Raw genomic sequence first — 17,692 nt, 5'->3', positions numbered from 1 at the left:
CGCATCGCCCGGGGCCTCCTCAGCGCGTACCTGCTCTGCGCGCTGCGCCGCGAGGTCGGTGAACTGCGCGCTCAGGACTCCAGCGGGCTGGATACGGCGCAGAGGCAGAGGGCGCTGGGGCCGTATCTGGGACGTCAGCCGGCGACAGGCGACCTGCCAAGGGTCGAGAGCGTCGTCCGGGCGCCGGACGTCTCACCCGAGGCGACCTTCGAGGCCGAGCTCACCTCGTCCTCAATTCTCTGAGGTGAGGATGTAAGAGTGTGAGAAGAGAGCATCATGCCACCATGACGCTTCCCGACCCCCAGGCCTTCGCCGCCCAGTGGCTCGCCGCCTGGAACGCCCATGACCTCGAAGCCGTGCTCGCACACTTCGCCGAAGACGTCGTCTTCACCTCCCCGGTCGCGCGGCAGTTGCTCGACGGGTCCGACGGCGTGATCCTTGGCAAGGCAGCCCTGCGCGAATACTGGACCCGAGGGCTGCAACTCATTCCCGACCTGCGGTTCGAGATCGTCGGCGTGTACGCGGGAGTCGAGGCGATCGTCGTCCAGTACCGCAACCAGAAGGGCGGTCTGGTCTGCGAGGTGCTCATCTTCCGCGACGGGCTGGTGGCCGAGGGGCACGGTACCTACCTGGACGCCGCGATCGACGGCAACCTGGCGGGCGCCGGAAAAGCCGGCATCACGCCACGATCGTCGTGATGCGGCACGGAGATCATTTGTTGGCCGAAACCTTGGTGGGCGGCGCGGGCGGCGGACGAAATGCCCTGCAGGTGTCGGACAATTGGGCAGAGGGGGCGGGTCAGATCCTCACCAAGGGGTGATTTCACCGGCTGGTCAAAGGCTGGGCGGGCGCGGGATAATCGGGCATGGCGACGAAGCAGCAACGCTCCGAGTTCGCCGTCAGTCTGGCCGAGCTGGAGCGCACCACCCGCGTTCCCGTCGAAGACCAGGTGACGGAGCAGGCCATCACCGATCGTGAGCCGGCCATCAGTGAGTACGACCTCCGTCTCGGCCGCCTTCTGGGCATCGAGCACGCCGGGTAGAACGCTGCTCACGCCCTACCCTGTTTCCTTCCGGACGTCGGCGGGGGCGGAACGGTGCGGGCATGGACGGGCAGACCTGGGCCAACATCTTGGCCGTGGGGGGATCGTTGCTGGGCGTGGTGGTCGGCGGGGCCCTCGCGTCCCGGGCGCAGCAGCGGCACTGGCGCTTCGCCGAACAGGCCGACGCCTGCTCCGAGTTCCTCGCGGCCTACTCCGGCGTCTATCTGGCCCACGTCGCCGCGGTGCGCTCGGGCCGCACCGAAACGGCCTCCTCGAGCTCGGGTTTCATCGACTGGCACGAGTTCGACCAGGCCACCGAGAACCTGAACCTGCGGGTGGACGCCGAGGTGGTCCAGGCCGCGCACGACCTCGACAAGGCCCTGTGGGAAGTGGCGCCGCAGATCGTCGGCCGGCCGGTCACGCTGGAGCAGTGGAACGCTCTCCGCCGCCCGCTCGACGCGGCCAAGCTTCGGTTCGTGAACGTCTGCCGCACCCGGATCGGCCGTCGCTCGGTGCCCCTGACCAGCCTCAACGGCCGTCCGGCCGACGATGATCCGCACTGGGACGAACATCGTTCAGGGTGTCCCGTACCGTCTCCAGCGCCGCCAGCAGATCACGCCGCCGGCTCTCGCTGAGGTTCGCCACCGTCCGCCGTTCCAGCTCCTGCCAGGCCTCCTTCGCGCGCGGAGCCGCCTCGGCCCCGGCCGGCGTCATCTCGACGACCATCGCCCGCCGATCGGTCGGTGACGGCGTACGCACCACCAGCCCCGCCCGCTCCATGGCCTGCAGGGTTGCCGTCACCGTGGAGCGGTCGCGGGCCAGGTAGTGCACCAGATCGGTCTGCGGCACCGGGCCGTGTTCGTGCAGGTAGAGCAGCACGATCTCGTGAGGCGGGGTGACGCCCGCCGCCGTCAGCAGCTCCGTGCCCATGCGCGCGTGCGCCCGCAGGGCCTGCAGCAGGGCTGAGCCGATCGGGGCCCCGTCGATCGATGTGCCCACATGGTTCGTCACGTCCACAGGATAGTTGGCATGCCAGCGAACGGCGGGTACGTTTGTTGGCATGCCAGCAATGAGGGACGCGTCGGTGGACCGGGAACTCGTCCGGCTCGTCGGTGTGCTGCTTCTCGGGGCGATGGCCGCGCTCATCGACACGACCGTCGTCAGCGTCGCCCTGGGTGACCTGGCAAAGGTTTTCGGGGTGGACGTGTCGGTCGTCCAGTGGGCGTCGACGGGTTACCTGCTGGCCATGGTCGCCGTGATCCCGCTGCTCGGCCCTCTGGTCGACCGTTTCGGCACGCGCCGGCTCTGGTTGGGCACGATCTCGGTGTTCCTCACCGGGTCGGTCTTGTGCTCGACGGCCTGGTCGATCGAGAGCCTGATCGTGTTCCGGGTGGTGCAGGGGCTCGGCGCCGGGCTGATTCTTCCTCTGGTGCAGGCCATCCTGGCTCAGGCGGCCGGCCCGCAACGCATCGGCCGGGTGATGGGGCTCGTCGGGATCCCCGGTCAGCTCGCGCCCGTCCTCGGCCCGGTCGTCGGTGGGCTGATCGTGGGTTCGCTGGGCTGGCGCTGGATCTTCCTGGTCAACGTGCCGATCTGCGGGGCGGCGTTGCTGCTGGCCGGGCGCAATCTGGAAAGTCCGGGCACGACGCCGACTTCGAGGGGATCCCTGCTGAAGACCCGGTCGCTCGTTGTGGGAGCCTTGCTGGTCTTTCTCAGCGGTGCCTGTCTGTATGCTCCGATGTTGTTGACCCCGCTCTTCTTTCAGCAGGTCCGAGGCTATGACGTGGAACAGGTCGGGCTTCTGCTGGCGCCGCAGGGCATCGGGCTGATGGTCTCGCTGTGGTTCACCGGGCGCTGGGCCGACCGTTCGGGGCCGCGTGTCGTGGCCGCGTTCGGCGCGCTGATGCTCGCTCTCGGGGTCGTGACGCTGGCGCTGGGCGCGAGGGCGCCACTGTCGGTGCTGCTCACGGCTCTGGTCTGCATGGGGATCGGGTTGGGCGGCATCGGGATCGGGGCCTCGGCAGCCAGTTATCGCGATGTGCCGTCCGGTTCGATCCCGCGGGCGGCGGCGTTGGTCAGCGTGGTGCAGCGGGCCGGGGCATCAGCCGGCACGGTCACGGCGGCGCTGGTGCTGCAGAGCGGTTCGTTCGTGCGGGCGTACGGCTGGGTGCTGGCGTTGATCGGGGTCAGCGGGGCGGTCGTGTGGTTCCTGCCGTCGGGGGCGGCCGGGGGTTCGAGGAGTGACGCGATGAGGGAGGCTGCGGATGTGGACTGTCGTTGCTGAAAGAATCGGTGGTCCGGAGGTTCTGACGTATCGGGAAATGCCGGATCCCGAGCCCGGTGCTGGGCAGGTGCGGGTGCGGGTGGAGGTCGCCGCCGTCACCTTCATGGACGTGATGCGGCGCTCCGGCAGCCCGATCGGCCCGCCGGCCTCGTTCCCGATCGTGCTGGGCAACGGGGTGGCGGGTGTCGTCGACCGGGTCGGACCGGGAGTTGACGAATCCTGTTTGACGACAAGGGTTGTCACCACAACCGGAGGCTCGGGAGGCTATGCGAGCCTGGCGGTGGCGAACGCGGCCGATCTGCACGTCGTCCCTCATTCTCTCGATTCAAGGTCGGCGGCAGCGGTTCTCGCCGATGGTCGCACAGCGCTCGGGTTGTTCGAGGCAGCGAAGATCAGAACGGGAGACGTCGTGGTCGTCACCGCGGCGGCCGGCGGTGTGGGCAGCCTGCTGGTTCAGCTGGCCGTCGCGGCGGGAGCCCGGGTGACCGGACTGGTGGGAAGCGCGACGAAAGCCGAGAGCGTGGGGCTCGACAATGTCCTCAATTACCGCGAAACCGGCTGGAGCGGAAGGGTGCCGCAAGCTGATGTGGTTTTCGACGGGGTCGGTGGCGAGATCACGACGGCTCTGGCCGCCCGTATCCGGAGCGGCGGGAGGTATCTGCAACACGGTGCCGCCAGTGGCACCTGGGGTGTGATCGAGCCGCGATCAGACGTCGACGTCATCCCTCTGTCGGTGATCTCGGTGGACGGGATGGCCGCACGAGCCCTCGAACTGACTGCGGCCGGAACGCTGAAACCCCTTATCGTGCAGACCTTCCCGCTGGCCGAGGCGGTCCGGGCGCACGAGGCGATCGAGGCCCGCACGGCCATCGGGAAGACCCTGCTGATCCTCAGAAGCTCTTCCAGGTCCAGCGACCACCGAGAAGCGTTGCGGCCACGGGCAGACCACGCAACGCCGACGAGTCCAGGCTCGACGGATCCTCGTCCAGCACGATGAGATCGGCCGGTTCGCCGACGGCGATGCGGGAGCGGGTGCTGGCGTCCAGAGCCACGGAGAACGGAATCCGCTGCTCCGGGTGCCAGGCCTCGCGGCCGTCGCGGTCGCGTCCCACGGCGGCGGCGATCGCGATCCACGGGTCGAGCGGGGCGACCGGCGCATCCGAGCCCAGGGCCAGCGCAGCCCCCGCGTCGATCAGTGAGCGAAATGCGAAAGTGCGCTCGGTGCGGCCCTTCCAGAAACGGTCGGCGACGTCCCGGTCGTCCATCGCGTGTTCGGGCTGCACACTCGCGACCAGACCCAGGCGGCCGAAGCGCTCGAAGTCCGTAGCCGCCACCAGTTGGGCGTGCTCGACGGTGCCGGTGACGCCCAGACGCTCGTACTCGTCCAGCACCAGTTCGTTCGCCCGGTCGCCGATCGCGTGCACGGCGGCCGTGATCCCGTTGCCGTAGGCGGTTTCGAGCAGGTCGCGCAGCTCCGCCGGGCTGAAGCTCTGCACTCCGCAGGCGTGGGGCGAAGCGGGATCGAGGCCGGGGTAGGGCTCGTGGCAGAGGGCCGTGCGGGTGTTCAGCGAGCCGTCGACCACGACCTTCAGCCGGCCGACCGTGATGAGCCCGTCGGGGTCGAGCACTGCTCCGGTGCGCAGACCGCCCGCCACCGCCGCGGCCAGCCGGTCGGGCCAGATCGACGCCTCCACCCGTAGTGACCGGATGCCGGCCGCGACCCGGGCGGGCCATTCGGCCACGTTCTCGGTGGCCTCGAAATCGACGATGCCGACCACGCCCCGCCGGGCGGCATCCTCGGCCGCCGTGGCGAAATGCTCGAGCAGAGGCTGGGTCTCGGCGCCCAGACGGCTCTGTCCCTGCATCCACTCGGCCTCGCGCACCAGTCCGAACTCGTCGGGGACCATGCCGACCGAGGCCGCGGCCCGGGTGTTGATCCAGCCGCAGTGCAGATCGCCGCTGACCAGGATCACCGGACGGTGGGGCGCCAGCGCGTCGAGCGCCGCCAGGGTGGGCGGGTACGGCCACAGCCCGTCGCGGAACCCGTAGCCCACCACCGCCGTGCCGTCGTCGGGCCGCGCGGCCAGCTCGGCGGCGACCACCGCCAGCACCTCGTCGGGGCTGGTGGTCGCGGACAGGTCGATGCGCTGCCGGGCCCGCACCCACTGGGTGAAGTGCACGTGGTTGTCCCACAGGCCGGGAGCCAGCCAGCGGCCGTCCAGATCGATGACCTCGGTACCGGTGCCGGTGACGGAGCCGGCCGGGGCGATGCGCCCGTCGCGCACCTCCACGTCGACGAGGTCACCGGAACCGAGAAGCCGGGCGTGCCGCAGAATCATGGGCACCACTCTGGCTCACCCGGCGCTCACGGACCAGCTTGTGTGACACGAAGATCATTCCGAAAACCTCTGGCATGCATGATCAACCGGCGAAAAGCAAGCCCCGGTGCGGTAAAGAGACGCGTTTGCCAGGATTTCCCCGGTAAATCTAAGGTTTGGAGGTCCGGCTGGGCCGACGAAGGAGTCACCGGTATGCACCGCTCGAAGATTCTCCGGCGAAGTGTTGCCGTGGCTGCGCTGGCCGCCCTGGTTGCCTGCGGAGGGCCCGCCTCCTCCGACAGCAGCGCGAGCAAAGACACGCTGACCGCCGTCATCGGCTACGGCAACAACCAGAGCTGGGACCCGACCCAGACCGCGTCCGCCTTCTCGATGGCCGCGTTCACCAACGTCTACGAGCCTCTCGTCACGGGCGACCCGATCACCCGGGAGCCGGAGGCGGGCCTGGCCGCGGTGCCCGACGACATCGACGGCGACACCATCACCTTCGAGTTGCGTGAGGGCGCGAAATGGTCTGACGGGCAACCGGTGACGGCCGAGGACGTGAAGTTCACCTACGACCGCATTCTCGATCCCGACGAGAACGTCCAGTTGCGCGCGTTCTTCTCGGGGTGGCTCGAGGACGTCGTGGTCACCGATGACAGAAGCGTCGAGTTCCGTCTCAAGCAGCCCTTCCGGTACGCGCTCAACCGGGTCGAGACCGCGATGATCCTGCCGAAGCACGTGTTCGACGGAAAGTGGGAAGACGCGGCGGGCGGCAAGACCCTGGGGTCGGGGCCGTACAAGGTCACCGAGCAGGCCCCGCTCGACCACACCACCTTCGTCAAGAACGACCAGTACAACGGCGATCACCCGGCGCAGTACGACACTCTGGTCTGGCGTTCGATCGTCGACGCGGCGCCGCGCGTGGCCGCGATCTCCGGGGCCCGTCCGCAGGCGCAGATCGTCGACAACATTCCGCCGGCCAACCTCGAGCAACTGCGCGAAGACGGGCGCCAGGTCGAGGCCGTGCAGGGTCAGAACAACGTCTTCCTCATGTTCAACACCACGAAGAAGCCGTTCGACGACAAGCGGGTGCGGCAGGCCCTGCACTACGCGATCGACAAGGACAAGGTCGTGCAGGTCGCGCTCAAGGGGCAGGGCGTGGGGGCGGACTCGTACCTCAACCCCGAGCTCGAGGCGTACCAGAAGGCGTCCACCGACTTCGCCTACGACCCCGACAAGGCCGAGCAGCTGCTCAAGGAGGCCGGGGTCAGCGACCTCAGCATCACGCTCGGCTCGACCAACACCTCGCTGGTGGCCGACACGATCAACGTGATCAAGGAGGGGTGGGACGCGATCGGGGTGAAGACCACCCTGAACGCGCAGGACACCAAGGCCCTGTTCTCCAAGCTCGACGGCGGCGAGGACTACCAGGTCGTGGCCGCCTCGGGTAACCCGCAGCAGTTCGGCAACGACCCCGACCTGATCGAGCGGTTCTACTACAGCAAGTCGTCGCTCTGGTCGGCCACCTATGCGCGCTTCACCGGGCCCGACGCCGACGCGCTCTACGAGCAGATGGACAAGGCCGCCTACGCCGCCGACGAGGCCGCCGCCAAGACCGAGAACAAGAAGGTGCTCGACACCATCGCCGACGAGGCGGTGCTCTACCCGGTGGTGTTCACCAAGCTGGTCACCGCCTGGAACGGGTCGCGGCTGGAAGACATCCAGCCGCAGGGGTATCCGGGCATCAACATCGTGCGGGCACAGAGAATCGACGAGCAATGACCGTGGTGGCACGGATGCTGGCCCGGCGTCTGCTGCTGTTCGTGCCGCTCGTGCTCGGGGTGGTCCTGTTCGTCTTCGTGGTGATGCGGTTCGCTCCGACCGACCCGGCCCTGGCCGCGTTCGAGGGCGGCAGCGCCACGGCCGAGCAGCTCGAGGCGTTCCGCGAGGCGAACGGGCTCAACGATCCGCTGCCGGTGCGCTACGTGAACTTCGTGATCGACCTGGTGCACGGTGATTTCGGCACCTCGCTGATCACACGGCAGCCGGTGCTCGACACGATCCGCACCGCGCTGCCGCTCACCGTTCAGCTGACGGCACTGGGCATCCTCATCGCCCTGAGCCTGGCGGTGGTCCTGGGCGTGACCGCGGCGGTGTTCCGCGACCGCTGGCCCGACCAGCTGATCCGGCTGGTCAGCCTGGTCGGGGTGGCGGCGCCGCCGTTCTGGGTGGCGCTGCTGCTGATCCAGTGGCTGGCGGTGGGGCGAGGGTTGTTCCCGACCGGGGGCTACGTCAACCCGGCCGAAGGGGTCGGTCCCTGGCTGAACTCGCTCGCACTGCCCGCCGTTTCGCTGGCGATGCCGGTCGCGGCCCAGATGACGCGGGTCATCCGCACCTCGGTGGTGGAGGAGCTCGACAAGGACTATGTGCGCACGGCCCGCGGTCTGGGGCTGCCGCCGCTGGTGGTGGTCGGGCGCAACGTGCTGCGCAACGCCCTGGTGAATCCGCTGACGGTGCTCGGGCTGCGCATCGGCTACATGCTCGGGGGAGCGGTGGTGATCGAGACGATGTTCGCGTTGCCGGGTATGGGGCAGAACATGATCCAGGCCGTGGGCGACGGTGACACCGCCAAGGTCCAGGGCTTCGTGCTGACGATCGCCATCGGGTTCCTGGTGGTGAACCTGGTGGTCGACGTGCTGTACCTGATCGCCAACCCGCGACTGAGGACGGCGTCGTGAGAGGCTCGCTGAAAGCGCTGGCCCGGCCGGGCGTCCGGTTCCGTCGGCTGGGCCGGGCTTCCTGGCTGGCCGTGGGTGTGGTGGTCCTGCTGGCGTTCGTGGCCTTGCTCGCGCCGTTGATCGCTCCCTACTCGCCGAACGAGCTGAGTTCCGACACCGGCGGGCCGTCCGGCGCCCACTGGTTCGGTGTCGACGACAACGGGCGTGACGTGTTCACCCGGCTGTTGTACGGCACCCGCTGGTCGCTGGCCATCGGGCTGCTGGCCACCGCTTTCGCCCTGCTGTGCGGTGCCTTTCTGGGGGCCTTCACGGCCACCGCGGGCAAGTCGGTCGACGAGGTGGTGATGCGGGTGCTGGACGTCGTCATGGCGTTCCCCGGCATCGCGCTGGCCGCGGTGCTCGTGGCCGTGTTCGGGCGGGACATCCCGGTGCTGATCCTGGCCATCGGCTTCCTGTACGTGCCCCAGGTGACGCGGGTGGTGCGGGCGAACGTGCTCGCGCAGTACGCGGAAGACTACGTCGCGGCCGAGAAGACCATCGGGGCGCGACGTTTCTACACGCTGACCCGGCACGTGGCGGTGAACTGCGCGGCGCCGGTGCTGGTGTTCTGCACGATCCTGGTGGCCGACGCGATCGTGTTCGAGAGCTCACTGTCCTTCATCGGCGCGGGTATTCAGCCGCCCGACCCGTCGTGGGGCTCGGTGCTCGCCGACGGAAAAGACCTGGTGCTGCTCGGCGGATGGTGGGCCACGCTGTTTCCCGGCCTGCTCATCCTGATCACCGTGCTCGCGCTGAACGTGCTGGCCGAGGGCATCTCCGACGCCTGGGCGGCGCCGTCGGCCCGGCCGCAGGCCCAGCAGGCGGTGCAGGCCGACGTGGCCCGGGCGGCTGCTTCGAACACGCTGGTCTCTCTTCCCGACGATGAATTGAAGACGGTCGGGTCGCGTCTCGCGGAACGGCACCGGGATCGTGGATCGGCTCCGGTGGTGCTCGACGTGCGGGGCCTGTCGATCACGTTTCCCGCTCGGCACCAGGGAAAGTCGGTGGTGCAGGACATCTCGTTCAGCGTGCGGGCGGGGGAGGTGCTGGGGCTGATCGGGGAGTCGGGGTGCGGCAAGTCGCTGACGGCCCTGGCGGTGATGGGACTGCAGCCTCCGGGCGCCGTGGTGAGAGGCGAGGTGCTGTTCGGGGGGCGTGATCTGCTGACGTTGAAACCCGCCGAACGCCGTCGGCTGATGGGCCGCGAGATCGCGATGGTCTACCAGGACGCGCTGTCGTCGCTGAATCCCGCGTTGACCGTGAAGAGTCAGCTGGGGCAGGTGGTGCGGCGGGGTGGCCGCCGGTCGCCGGAGGAGCTGCTGCGGCTGGTCGGGCTGGATCCGGAGCGCACCCTGCGGTCGTACCCGCACGAGCTCTCCGGCGGGCAGCGGCAGCGGGTGCTCATCGCCCTGGCCCTGGCCCGGGATCCCCAGCTGATCATCGCCGACGAGCCCACCACCGCGCTCGACGTGACCGTGCAGGCCCAGGTGATGGAGCTGCTGCTGCGGCTGCAGACCGAGCTGGGGTTCGCCCTGGTGCTGGTGTCGCACGACCTCGCGCTGGTGGCCGAACTGACCGACCGCGTGGTGGTGATGTACGCCGGGCAGGTGGCCGAGAGCGGCCTGACCTCGTCACTGATCGCCGGGGCGCGACACCACTACACCCGGGGTCTGCTGGCGTCGGTGGTGTCGATCGAGCGGCAGGAGCAGGTGCTGGCCCAGATCAAGGGCGTGGTGCCGGCCCCGGCCGACTTCAATCACGGCTGCCGGTTCGCCGATCGCTGCCCGGCCGCGGATTCCGACGTGTGCCCGGTGCAGTTGCCCCCGGTGGTCGGGGAGGCCGATCACGAGGTGGCGTGTCACTACCCGGTGGGGGTGTCGGCGTGAGCGATCTGATGACGCTGAACGGGGTGTCGGTGGTGCACCGCATCCGGGGCCGGGGGTTGTTCGGCCGGGCCTCGGTGCACGCGCTGACCGAGGCCACGCTGTCGATCCGTGCCGGTGAGACGGTCGGTGTGGTGGGTGAATCCGGTTGTGGCAAGACCACTCTGGCGCGAGTGCTGGTGGGGTTGCAGCGTCCGACGGCCGGGGAGGTGGCGTTCGAGGGCACGTCGCTGTGGTCGATGTCGGCCCGGGAGCGGCGGCTGATGTTCGGTGCGCGGGTGGGCACGGTGTTCCAGGACCCGTCCACGGCGCTGAACCGGCGTCTGAGCGTGCAGCGGATCATCGCCGACCCGCTGGTGGTGCATCAGCGACGTGGGCGGGCCCGGCGGGTGCGGGATCTGATGGACCTGGTCGGGTTGCCCTCGGCGGTGGCCGACGCCGTGCCCGCACAGCTCTCGGGCGGGCAGCGGCAGCGGGTGGCGATCGCCCGGGCCCTGGCCCTGGAGCCCTCGCTGCTGGTGGCCGACGAGCCCACCTCGGCGCTCGACGTCTCGGTGCGGGCGCAGATCCTCAACCTGCTCGACGTGCTGCAGGCAGAACTGGGCCTGGCCATGGTGTTCGTGTCCCACGACATCCAGACGGTGCGGCGCATGTCCGACCGCATCGTGACGATGTACCTGGGCCGGATCGCCGAGGAGGCCCCGGCCACCGGGGTCGAGGAGGTGGCGCGGCATCCGTACACGCACGCCCTGTTCTCGGCCACGCCCCGCCTGCTCACCACGGCCCGGCCGATCCCGCTGCGCGGCCGGGTGCCGTCGGCCACGAATCCCCCGTCCGGGTGCAATTTTCGCACCCGCTGCTGGCGGGCGGGCCCGGAGTGTGCGCAGGCCCTGCCCCCGCTCTCGACGGAACCTTCGGGCGTGGCCTACCGCTGCCTGCACCCGATCCTCGAACCGGGCGACCTGGAGCAGCCGGCCCCGGCCACCTAGGCACTGTCAGCTGTCCGCGATCGCCTCGAACCGCGTCCTCAATTCCTCTCCCGACCACCCGTGCATCAGGCACAGCATCAGCAGCAGACGGGCCTTCACCCCGGTGAGGTGCCCGCCCCAGATCAGACCCCGGGCCAGCAGGTCGATCTCACCGCCCGGGTAGCCGTAGGTGCGGCGCAACGTGGGGCCGGCCCCGGCTCGGCTGCACAGCACCACGGGCACCTCGCACGCGGCCACCGCCGACACCGCCCGGGCCGCGACGTGCCCACCGCCCATGCCCTCCAGCGCCACACCGACGTAGCCGAAGGAAGCCAGGCCGGGCAGGAGCCTCAGGTCGTCGTCGACGCCGGTGCTGATCAGGGCCACCGCGGGCGGTTCCCCGGCCGGAACCGGCACGGGCAGCGTGGGCTCCCCGGCCGCGCACAGCGGCAGGTGCACCTCCCCTTCGCGCACCAGGCCGAGCGCGCCCCACGGCGAGGCGACGAAGGCGTCGGCGTGCACGGCGCTCTCCTTGCGCACGGTGCGTCCGGCGAAGATGCGGTCGGCGAACACCACCAGCACCCCGCGCGCGGACGGTGACGCGGCCACGTTCACGGCCGCCACCAGGTTCGCCGCCCCGTCGGCGCCGGGGGTGTCCCGGTCGCGCATGGCCCCGGTGACGACCACCGGGCAGCGGGCGCCGGCGCCGAGCACGTCCAGGAAGAACGCCGTCTCCTCGAGCGTGTCGGTGCCTTGCGAGACCACGATGCCCGACGCGTCCTCACTGGTCGTGATCAGCTCGAGCAGGGCGAACAGGTCGGCGAGACCGAGCGAGGGCGAGGGCAGCAGCCGCAGCTCGTGCGGCACCACCCGCACGTGCGGGAGCCAGGGTGCGAGCTGCCCGGCCATCTCGTCGGCGCCGCTGCGCGGGATCACGCCCGGGGACGAGCCGTCGGCCGACGAGCTGATCGTGCCACCCAGAGTGATCAGGAGAACGTTCTTCACGGTGGCCACAGTGGGGCCAGGGGGCCTGCCACGTCTAATCGGCCTTCGGTCCGCATCACCTGAAGCCACCTGAAGTCCGCTGAATTTGCAGTGCCTGTCAGTGAAAACGTAGATCGACCGTGACATCGGCATGACCGCTGCACCTAGCCCCGTCCGTCGTTGCCAGGGGTTCTCGAGGCGCGTGAAACTGCTGAGAGCGCTGAGGCGTACGGACGCGATTCCATGGCGAAATGCGTCCGTGACACTGGTTTCTGTTGTGACGGGGTGCGGCGGTGACAAGTTCAGTTGTCGAGTCTGGGTGGTCAGGGCAGGGTTTCGGTGCGGACCACGGTGTAGGTGCTCTGCGTGACATCGAGTTGTTCCGGGTTCCGGAGAGCGAGTGGCGGGTGCTGCGTGACGCGCGGCTGAAGGCGCTGCGCTGCTCGCCCGAGGCCTTCTGCGGGAACTACGCCCGCGAGCGCCTGGTGCACCGGCGCACCTGGCGGCGCCGGGCCCGCACCGGGCAGTGGACGGTGGCCCGGTCGGGGGGCGAGATCGTGGGGCTGGCCGGGCTGCTCGACGACCCGGACCAGGAGCTGGGGGCGCTCACGAGCAAGTGCATCGAATCGGTCTGGGTTCACCCCGAGCGGCGCCGCCGGGGGCTGGTGCGGCACATGCTGGGAACGATCGAGGAGAAGGCGTACCGGCAGGGGGTCGGCACGCTCGTGCTGTACGTGCTCACCGCCAACCAGCCGGCCCGCGAGGTCTACCGCCGGCTCGGCTACCACGACGTCGGCCTGGACTCGTTCATCGAGGTGCGGCGGGGGTGGCAGAGCCGTCCCGAGCCCGAGCGCCGGCTGGTGAAGAGCCTGGTCTGATGCGCCCGGCCTCGGCCGCGTACCCGGTGGCTCCGGGTACGCGGCCTTTTCCGGTTCTGCGGAGAGTTACCCGGGGGCTCGCCCGGAGGGGCCGTGCGTCTCGGTAAGGCGACGATCGGTGCGGCGAGCCCGGCGGGGCGCGCAACGAGTGCGGGCCGGGGCGGAAAAGCATTATTGTTCCGCTGTCTTTCACCTCTTCGCAGACAGAGAGCGACGCCGTGGCCACGACAACGGGTGAGCGGATCGACACCGATCGGGCTCACGACGGGCCGATCGACGCAACGGGGGCCGAGCCGGCCGGCGGGCCGACCCGTCAGCCGGGCAGCAAGCCGGCCGGCAGGCCGATCGGGGTGCCGGCTCAGACGCCGTCCCCGTCTCCCGTGCGGCTGGTCCGGCTGACCGGCGAGCACTGGGAGGTGCTGCGCGACCTCAGGCTGCGCGCACTGTTCGAGTCACCTCAGGCCTTCCCGGTGCCCTACGAGCGGGAGCGGCACTGGCCCGACGCCCGCTGGCGCGAGCGCTGCACCTCGTCGGTGTGGGTGGCGGCCGAGTGCGCCGGGACGTACGTCGGTCTCGCCCGCCTCACCGGTGAGCCCCCGGCCGACCACGGCAAGCCCTACCCGCCGCACGAGGTGCGGTACGTGGAGTCGGTCTGGGTCGATCCGTCGGCGCGGCGGCAGGGGGTGCTGCGGCAGATGCTGGCCTTTCTCGAGGTCGAGGCCCGCCGCGACCCGAAGGTGCGACGCCTGTTGCTGTGGGTGCTCCGGGGCAACGACGGAGCCTCGAAGGCCTACCGCCGCCTGGGTTTCCGCTCGGCGCGGGGCAAGTTCTGGCAGGTCTTCACCATCTCCGAGACCGAGTCGGTGTGGGAGTGCCGCCTGCGCAAGGAGCTCTACCCGACCTCGAGCAGACCGGTCGGCTCCACCGCGCTCAGCCCCAGGTAGCCCACGGCGGCGCGGCTGGTGCCCAGGCCGTTGAGGCGCAGGGTGGCGCGCTCCCAGTCGGCCAGGTCGGCCTGCCAGGCGGTGAGGAAGTCGGCGCACAGCTGCGGACCGATGCGGTCGAGCTGGTCGGTGGCGGCGCGCAGGGATCGTACGGCGCGGCGGGCCGGCCGGTCGGGGCGCCGCCTCAGCAGCACGGCGGTGCGGGTCAGGTCGGCCCGGCGGGCCGCGATGAAGTGCTCCCAGTAGCCGGCGGTGGCCCCGCGAAGCCTCTCGTCGAAGGGCATCTCGGTGGGCTGGCGGTCGAACAGTGCGTAGAGCCCTTCGGCGAGCAGGTCGCCGAACTCCTCCTGCCGGGCGCGCAGCGGGTTCTCGTAGGGGTCGTACGGAGTCTGCCGGGCCTCGCCCACCTGCGACAGCTCGCGGCTCGCGGCGTGGCGCGAGAAGAAGAACCAGTCTTCGTTGTAGATGTCGGGGAAGAACGGCAGCGGCTGGTCGGAGCAGTTCACACCGAGCGCGCCGCCGGTGACGAAGTTGTCTTGCGGCAGCCCGGCCAGGCGCCGGGCGTGGCACACCACCGAGTTGTCGGGGAACGAGCGGCACACCAGCCCCGCCACCTGGCGGGAGTCGAGCTCACGGCCGAGGCGCTGCACGGTGGCGGCGTCGAGCCCGGGCCCGGCGCCGCGAGGGGTGGCGATGTCGTCGTCGAGAAAGAGGATCTTGCCCCAGCCGTGCAGCCGGGCCAGCAGCAGCCCGAGGTTGCGCTTGAGGCTGAGGTCGCTGGTGCGGCCCACGCTCGCCTCGGTGAAAGGGGACGCGGCGGTGCGGCCGGGCAGGATCGCGTGGGTGTAGTGGGCGGGGACGTCGATGGCCAGGACCCGGGCGCCCGGGGTACGGCTCGCCAGCTCGGCCACCTCGAAGGCCCGGGTGCGGCGGCTGCACAGGGCCACGAGCTGCACGCCGAGCCGGGCCGAGAGGTCGAGCGCGCTGCGCAGGGAGGCGGCGCCGCGGGCGGCCGGGACGACGATCGCGTCGAGCGTGGCGGTTTCGGGCCGGCGCCCGGGATCGCGGGCGCCGCCCAGGAGAACGGCGTGGGACGGCTGCTGCCGCACGGAGGACGGGCCCGGGGCGAGGACCTGGCGGGCATCGGCGACCAGTTCAAGGGCGGGGCCACCGGCCGCCCGGGAGACCCCGGCGGGCTCGCGCCCCGCCGGCGCCGTCACTCCGCTTCCTCGTCGGCCGCCCACTCGAAGAGCCGGGCCCGGGCGTTCTTGAAGTCCGGCGCGATCACCTTGCCCTGGATCACCGGAACCCGCATGAGCAGGGCGAAGTTGCCCACCGGGAAGCGCTCGCCGAGGTACTCCTGGTTGCCCGTGCGGATCGTCTCGTCGGTGACCGCCAGGGCCGCGCCCAGCACGCCCCGGCTGTGGATGCCGTTGAGGATCGTGAGGGTGCGGTTGGAGTTGAACGGGTTGGACACCCGGGCGACGAGGGCGACGTCTTCGGTCAGCTCACCGGTCTTCTCGTCGGTGACCGGGAAGAACACCCGCTCCTCGGTGGCGCCGGACTTGGTCAGCCGGAACACCTCGCCGGTGTCGAGGTCGGGGTGGTCGATCTGCTCCACCGGCATGTCGATCAGCGAGAGCACGCGCCGCGTGGTGCGGCTCCAGCCGATGCCACCGATGAGCACCAGGTGGTTCTGGATCTCGTTGCGGCTCACGCTGTCGGAGGTGCGGTAGTACACCTTGCGCTCGGGGTTCAGCGCGCGGATGTGGCCGAAAACCTCGATCAGCGCGTCGGTGTCGGCGAACTGGTGCAGCAGCGTGTAGTTCGGCGACGCGTCGACCGCCAGCGGCCCGCGCGAGTCGGTGGGCGCGTCGGGGCAGATGATGACGATGTCGCCGTCGTCGAAGTCGAGCAGGGTGCGCTGGCCGGTCTCGGCCTCGATCACGTCTTCGCCCTGCAGCAGCTCGACCAGCTCGGCGTGCAGCCGGTCGTAGGCCAGCAGGTCGTCGGGGTTGTCGCGCAGCTCGGCGTGGGTGGGCAGGTGCGCCCGGCGGCCGTCGAACGAGCGGTCGACCGCGAAGAACCGGGCGTAGGCCTCGAGCCGGGTCGGCGTGGGGGTTTTCGGGTTGTTGGCCGACTCCCACGAGCTCAGCGTGGCCGCGGCCACCCTGGCCTCGGTGCTCAGTGCCCCCGCCAGCAGGTTCTGGGTGAGACCGGGCCTGCCCTCCCGCAGCTCCTTGAGTCTCTGCGCCAGACGCGCGGCGTTGCCCACGCTTGCGGCCATGCCCCCAACCCCCTCCCGGTCAGCAGCCAACTGCGGCGTAATGGAACGAAACATCCGCATTCGGAGTCTACGGTCTTACTGCGAGCTTTGGCGAGGCTCACCCGGGGTTGGGTGGAGTGCGGGGCAACTTGCTCACCGCACCGGGTAGACGAAGGCGGCATGAAGGGGTGCACCTTTCCCGGCTTGCGGTGAGCCGGCCCGGGCCCCGGTCTGCTCACCGCACGAAAATCACTGCCGGGCAGGGCGAAATCCACGGCACCGTTTCTGCCTAACCTGACGCATGACCGATCCCCGACCGGGGCAGGTAGCCACGATGACCATGACCACCGCCGCTCCCCGCCCCCTCGCCCCCGCCGTGCACGCCCTGGAACGCGGCGACTGGCGCACCGTTCTCGGGCCGCGCTCGCCGCTGTCCGGGGGCGACCGCACGATCCTTCACCTCACCCACTGCCTGCGCCTGGTCGCCGACGCCATGCGACTGCAGACCCTCGGCCAGGCCGTGGCCGCGCAGGCCCGGCTGAACGAGGCCGTGCCCCCGTTCGTGGCGGCGAACGGACGCAGGGCGATCGGCCCCGAGCCCCGCCCCGGCCGGGTGGCCGAGCACCTGCTCTGGCGCACCGGGCGCGTGCTGGAGCGCGAGCACGACGAGCTGGCCGCGCTGCGCCGGGCCGGCGGCGCGCTGGCCAAAGGTCAGCCGGAGCTGGTCTGCGCCTGCGTCGAGCATCTGACCTGGGTCGAGTTCGACCCGTTCTCGGTGCGCCCGGGCCCCGACGAGGCCCGCCGCCTCGGCCTCGACGACCCGGCCGCCCTCGAGCGTTTCGGCAGCGGCAACCGCATCGACCTCTGCGACCGCGCCTCCGACCTGCGGCAGCTCGCCGGTGTCTGGACCGGCCCGGTCAGTGGCCGCACCTGGCAGCGGGCCGGCGGCTACCGGGTGCTCCGCGCCGAGGCCCTGACCCTCCTGGCCGACGAGCCGCCCTCTCGGGCGTCGTCGCTGCCGGTCCCGCCCCGGCTCGGCCGCCTGCGTGCCTGGGAGTACGCCCGGCAGTGGAGCAGAGACAGCGACCCGGCCGAAGTCGCCTGAAGCCGAATCACGTTCAAGCGGGGTTCAGTGAAGTTCAGCGGGACTTCAGGCAGGTCTGACCACGGCGAACCGGGCTGAGGAACATTTGAGGGTGACTTTCTCCGACTCCCCTCAACGAGAGCGACCGGTGGGGCACTCGCGAGTAACTCCGGCAAGTGCGGATTTCATGGTCACGGCGGCGGAACCGCCGGACGCCGGATGCGCAGGTCGGCGGGCCGCAGGGGTTACCTAGAGATCGTG

Annotated in this window: 17 protein-coding genes; 12 read left to right on the top strand and 5 right to left on the bottom strand. The window is 70.4% G+C overall.

The window, feature by feature from the left end; genetic code table 11:
- The first annotated feature begins 284 nt into the window (after positions 1-284).
- The 3 genes from J2S57_RS07780 (at position 285) to J2S57_RS07770 (ending at position 1,677) form a co-directional block, all read left to right on the top strand.
- Positions 285-698, top strand: coding sequence for a nuclear transport factor 2 family protein (locus J2S57_RS07780; protein ID WP_307239952.1), 414 nt, complete (start codon positions 285-287; stop codon positions 696-698).
- A 167-nt stretch (positions 699-865) separates the two neighbouring features.
- Positions 866-1,042, top strand: coding sequence for a hypothetical protein (locus J2S57_RS07775; RefSeq protein WP_307239950.1), 177 nt, complete (start codon positions 866-868; stop codon positions 1,040-1,042).
- 62 nt (positions 1,043-1,104) lie between these two features.
- On the top strand, positions 1,105-1,677 hold the full coding sequence (locus tag J2S57_RS07770; RefSeq protein ID WP_307239948.1) for a hypothetical protein: 573 nt from the start codon (positions 1,105-1,107) through the stop codon (positions 1,675-1,677).
- On the opposite strand, the gene J2S57_RS07765 is transcribed toward J2S57_RS07770, so the two are convergent.
- Positions 1,571-2,053: a MarR family winged helix-turn-helix transcriptional regulator gene (locus J2S57_RS07765; protein ID WP_307239946.1), complete on the bottom strand. Its 483-nt coding sequence runs from the start codon at positions 2,051-2,053 to the stop codon at positions 1,571-1,573. The two genes, J2S57_RS07770 and J2S57_RS07765, sit on opposite strands and share 107 nt — an antisense overlap.
- Before the next feature lie 49 nt (positions 2,054-2,102).
- On the opposite strand from J2S57_RS07765, the gene J2S57_RS07760 reads away from it, so the two are divergent.
- Positions 2,103-3,326 (top strand): MDR family MFS transporter, encoded by a 1,224-nt coding sequence (locus J2S57_RS07760; RefSeq protein ID WP_307239944.1) that lies wholly within the window; start codon positions 2,103-2,105, stop codon positions 3,324-3,326.
- On the top strand, positions 3,307-4,323 hold the full coding sequence (locus J2S57_RS07755) for a zinc-binding dehydrogenase (RefSeq protein WP_307239942.1): 1,017 nt from the start codon (positions 3,307-3,309) through the stop codon (positions 4,321-4,323). Before J2S57_RS07760 ends, J2S57_RS07755 begins: the two co-directional genes overlap by 20 nt.
- Here J2S57_RS07755 and J2S57_RS07750 read toward each other — a convergent pair.
- Positions 4,217-5,665, bottom strand: a complete 1,449-nt coding sequence (locus J2S57_RS07750; protein WP_307239940.1) for an amidohydrolase — start codon at positions 5,663-5,665, stop codon at positions 4,217-4,219. The genes J2S57_RS07755 and J2S57_RS07750 overlap by 107 nt on opposite strands.
- Positions 5,666-5,857: 192 nt before the next feature.
- Between J2S57_RS07750 and J2S57_RS07745 the strand changes: the two genes are divergently transcribed.
- From J2S57_RS07745 to J2S57_RS07730, 4 genes are read left to right on the top strand one after another with little or no spacing between them, the layout of a single operon-like run.
- Positions 5,858-7,429, top strand: coding sequence for an ABC transporter substrate-binding protein (locus tag J2S57_RS07745; protein WP_370882447.1), 1,572 nt, complete (start codon positions 5,858-5,860; stop codon positions 7,427-7,429).
- A complete protein-coding gene (locus J2S57_RS07740; protein ID WP_307239937.1) occupies positions 7,426-8,385 on the top strand; it encodes an ABC transporter permease in 960 nt (319 codons plus the stop codon). Before J2S57_RS07745 ends, J2S57_RS07740 begins: the two co-directional genes overlap by 4 nt.
- The gene (locus tag J2S57_RS07735) at positions 8,382-10,310 is read left to right on the top strand and encodes a dipeptide/oligopeptide/nickel ABC transporter permease/ATP-binding protein (protein WP_307239935.1); all 1,929 of its coding nucleotides are present in this window, start codon (positions 8,382-8,384) and stop codon (positions 10,308-10,310) included. The genes J2S57_RS07740 and J2S57_RS07735 overlap by 4 nt, the downstream gene beginning before the upstream one ends.
- A gap of 8 nt (positions 10,311-10,318) precedes the next feature.
- The gene (locus J2S57_RS07730) at positions 10,319-11,296 is read left to right on the top strand and encodes an oligopeptide/dipeptide ABC transporter ATP-binding protein (RefSeq protein WP_370882595.1); all 978 of its coding nucleotides are present in this window, start codon (positions 10,319-10,321) and stop codon (positions 11,294-11,296) included.
- A 6-nt stretch (positions 11,297-11,302) separates the two neighbouring features.
- Here J2S57_RS07730 and J2S57_RS07725 read toward each other — a convergent pair whose 3' ends face one another.
- Positions 11,303-12,280 carry an asparaginase gene (locus tag J2S57_RS07725; protein ID WP_307239931.1) on the bottom strand — a complete coding sequence of 326 codons (978 nt, stop codon included), beginning with the start codon at positions 12,278-12,280 and terminating at the stop codon, positions 11,303-11,305.
- A 356-nt stretch (positions 12,281-12,636) separates the two neighbouring features.
- On the opposite strand from J2S57_RS07725, the gene J2S57_RS07720 reads away from it, so the two are divergent.
- Together J2S57_RS07720 and J2S57_RS07715 are read left to right on the top strand one after the other, a co-directional pair.
- A complete protein-coding gene (locus tag J2S57_RS07720) occupies positions 12,637-13,137 on the top strand; it encodes a GNAT family N-acetyltransferase (RefSeq protein WP_307239929.1) in 501 nt (166 codons plus the stop codon).
- A gap of 218 nt (positions 13,138-13,355) precedes the next feature.
- Positions 13,356-14,081, top strand: coding sequence for a GNAT family N-acetyltransferase (locus J2S57_RS07715; protein ID WP_307239927.1), 726 nt, complete (start codon positions 13,356-13,358; stop codon positions 14,079-14,081).
- On the opposite strand, the gene J2S57_RS07710 is transcribed toward J2S57_RS07715, so the two are convergent.
- Together J2S57_RS07710 and J2S57_RS07705 are read right to left on the bottom strand one after the other, a co-directional pair.
- Entirely contained in the window at positions 14,030-15,301 is a 1,272-nt protein-coding gene (locus tag J2S57_RS07710; RefSeq protein ID WP_307239925.1) for a hypothetical protein, read from the bottom strand. The two genes, J2S57_RS07715 and J2S57_RS07710, sit on opposite strands and share 52 nt — an antisense overlap.
- Positions 15,298-16,368: a helix-turn-helix domain-containing protein gene (locus J2S57_RS07705; protein WP_307239923.1), complete on the bottom strand. Its 1,071-nt coding sequence runs from the start codon at positions 16,366-16,368 to the stop codon at positions 15,298-15,300. Before J2S57_RS07705 ends, J2S57_RS07710 begins: the two co-directional genes overlap by 4 nt.
- A gap of 280 nt (positions 16,369-16,648) precedes the next feature.
- Between J2S57_RS07705 and J2S57_RS07700 the strand changes: the two genes are divergently transcribed.
- Positions 16,649-17,452, top strand: coding sequence for a hypothetical protein (locus J2S57_RS07700; RefSeq protein ID WP_307239921.1), 804 nt, complete (start codon positions 16,649-16,651; stop codon positions 17,450-17,452).
- Positions 17,453-17,692 lie beyond the last annotated feature (240 nt).

The organism is Kineosporia succinea (assembly GCF_030811555.1).
GTDB lineage: Bacteria > Actinomycetota > Actinomycetes > Actinomycetales > Kineosporiaceae > Kineosporia > Kineosporia succinea.
Note: the sequence above shows the minus strand (reverse complement) of the source record. Positions and strands in the feature narration are given on the sequence as shown.

Excerpts from the sequence above, each read along its gene's own strand:
- J2S57_RS07780 (WP_307239952.1), top strand. The coding sequence starts at position 285 with ATGACGCTTCCCGACCCCCAGGCCTTCGCCGCCCAGTGGCTCGCCGCC.
- J2S57_RS07775 (WP_307239950.1), top strand. The coding sequence starts at position 866 with ATGGCGACGAAGCAGCAACGCTCCGAGTTCGCCGTCAGTCTGGCCGAG.
- J2S57_RS07770 (WP_307239948.1), top strand. The coding sequence starts at position 1,105 with ATGGACGGGCAGACCTGGGCCAACATCTTGGCCGTGGGGGGATCGTTG.
- J2S57_RS07760 (WP_307239944.1), top strand. The coding sequence starts at position 2,103 with ATGCCAGCAATGAGGGACGCGTCGGTGGACCGGGAACTCGTCCGGCTC.
- J2S57_RS07755 (WP_307239942.1), top strand. The coding sequence starts at position 3,307 with ATGTGGACTGTCGTTGCTGAAAGAATCGGTGGTCCGGAGGTTCTGACG.
- J2S57_RS07750 (WP_307239940.1), bottom strand. The coding sequence starts at position 5,665 with ATGATTCTGCGGCACGCCCGGCTTCTCGGTTCCGGTGACCTCGTCGAC.
- J2S57_RS07745 (WP_370882447.1), top strand. The coding sequence starts at position 5,858 with ATGCACCGCTCGAAGATTCTCCGGCGAAGTGTTGCCGTGGCTGCGCTG.
- J2S57_RS07740 (WP_307239937.1), top strand. The coding sequence starts at position 7,426 with ATGACCGTGGTGGCACGGATGCTGGCCCGGCGTCTGCTGCTGTTCGTG.
- J2S57_RS07730 (WP_370882595.1), top strand. The coding sequence starts at position 10,319 with ATGACGCTGAACGGGGTGTCGGTGGTGCACCGCATCCGGGGCCGGGGG.
- J2S57_RS07705 (WP_307239923.1), bottom strand. The coding sequence starts at position 16,368 with ATGGCCGCAAGCGTGGGCAACGCCGCGCGTCTGGCGCAGAGACTCAAG.
- J2S57_RS07700 (WP_307239921.1), top strand. The coding sequence starts at position 16,649 with ATGACCGATCCCCGACCGGGGCAGGTAGCCACGATGACCATGACCACC.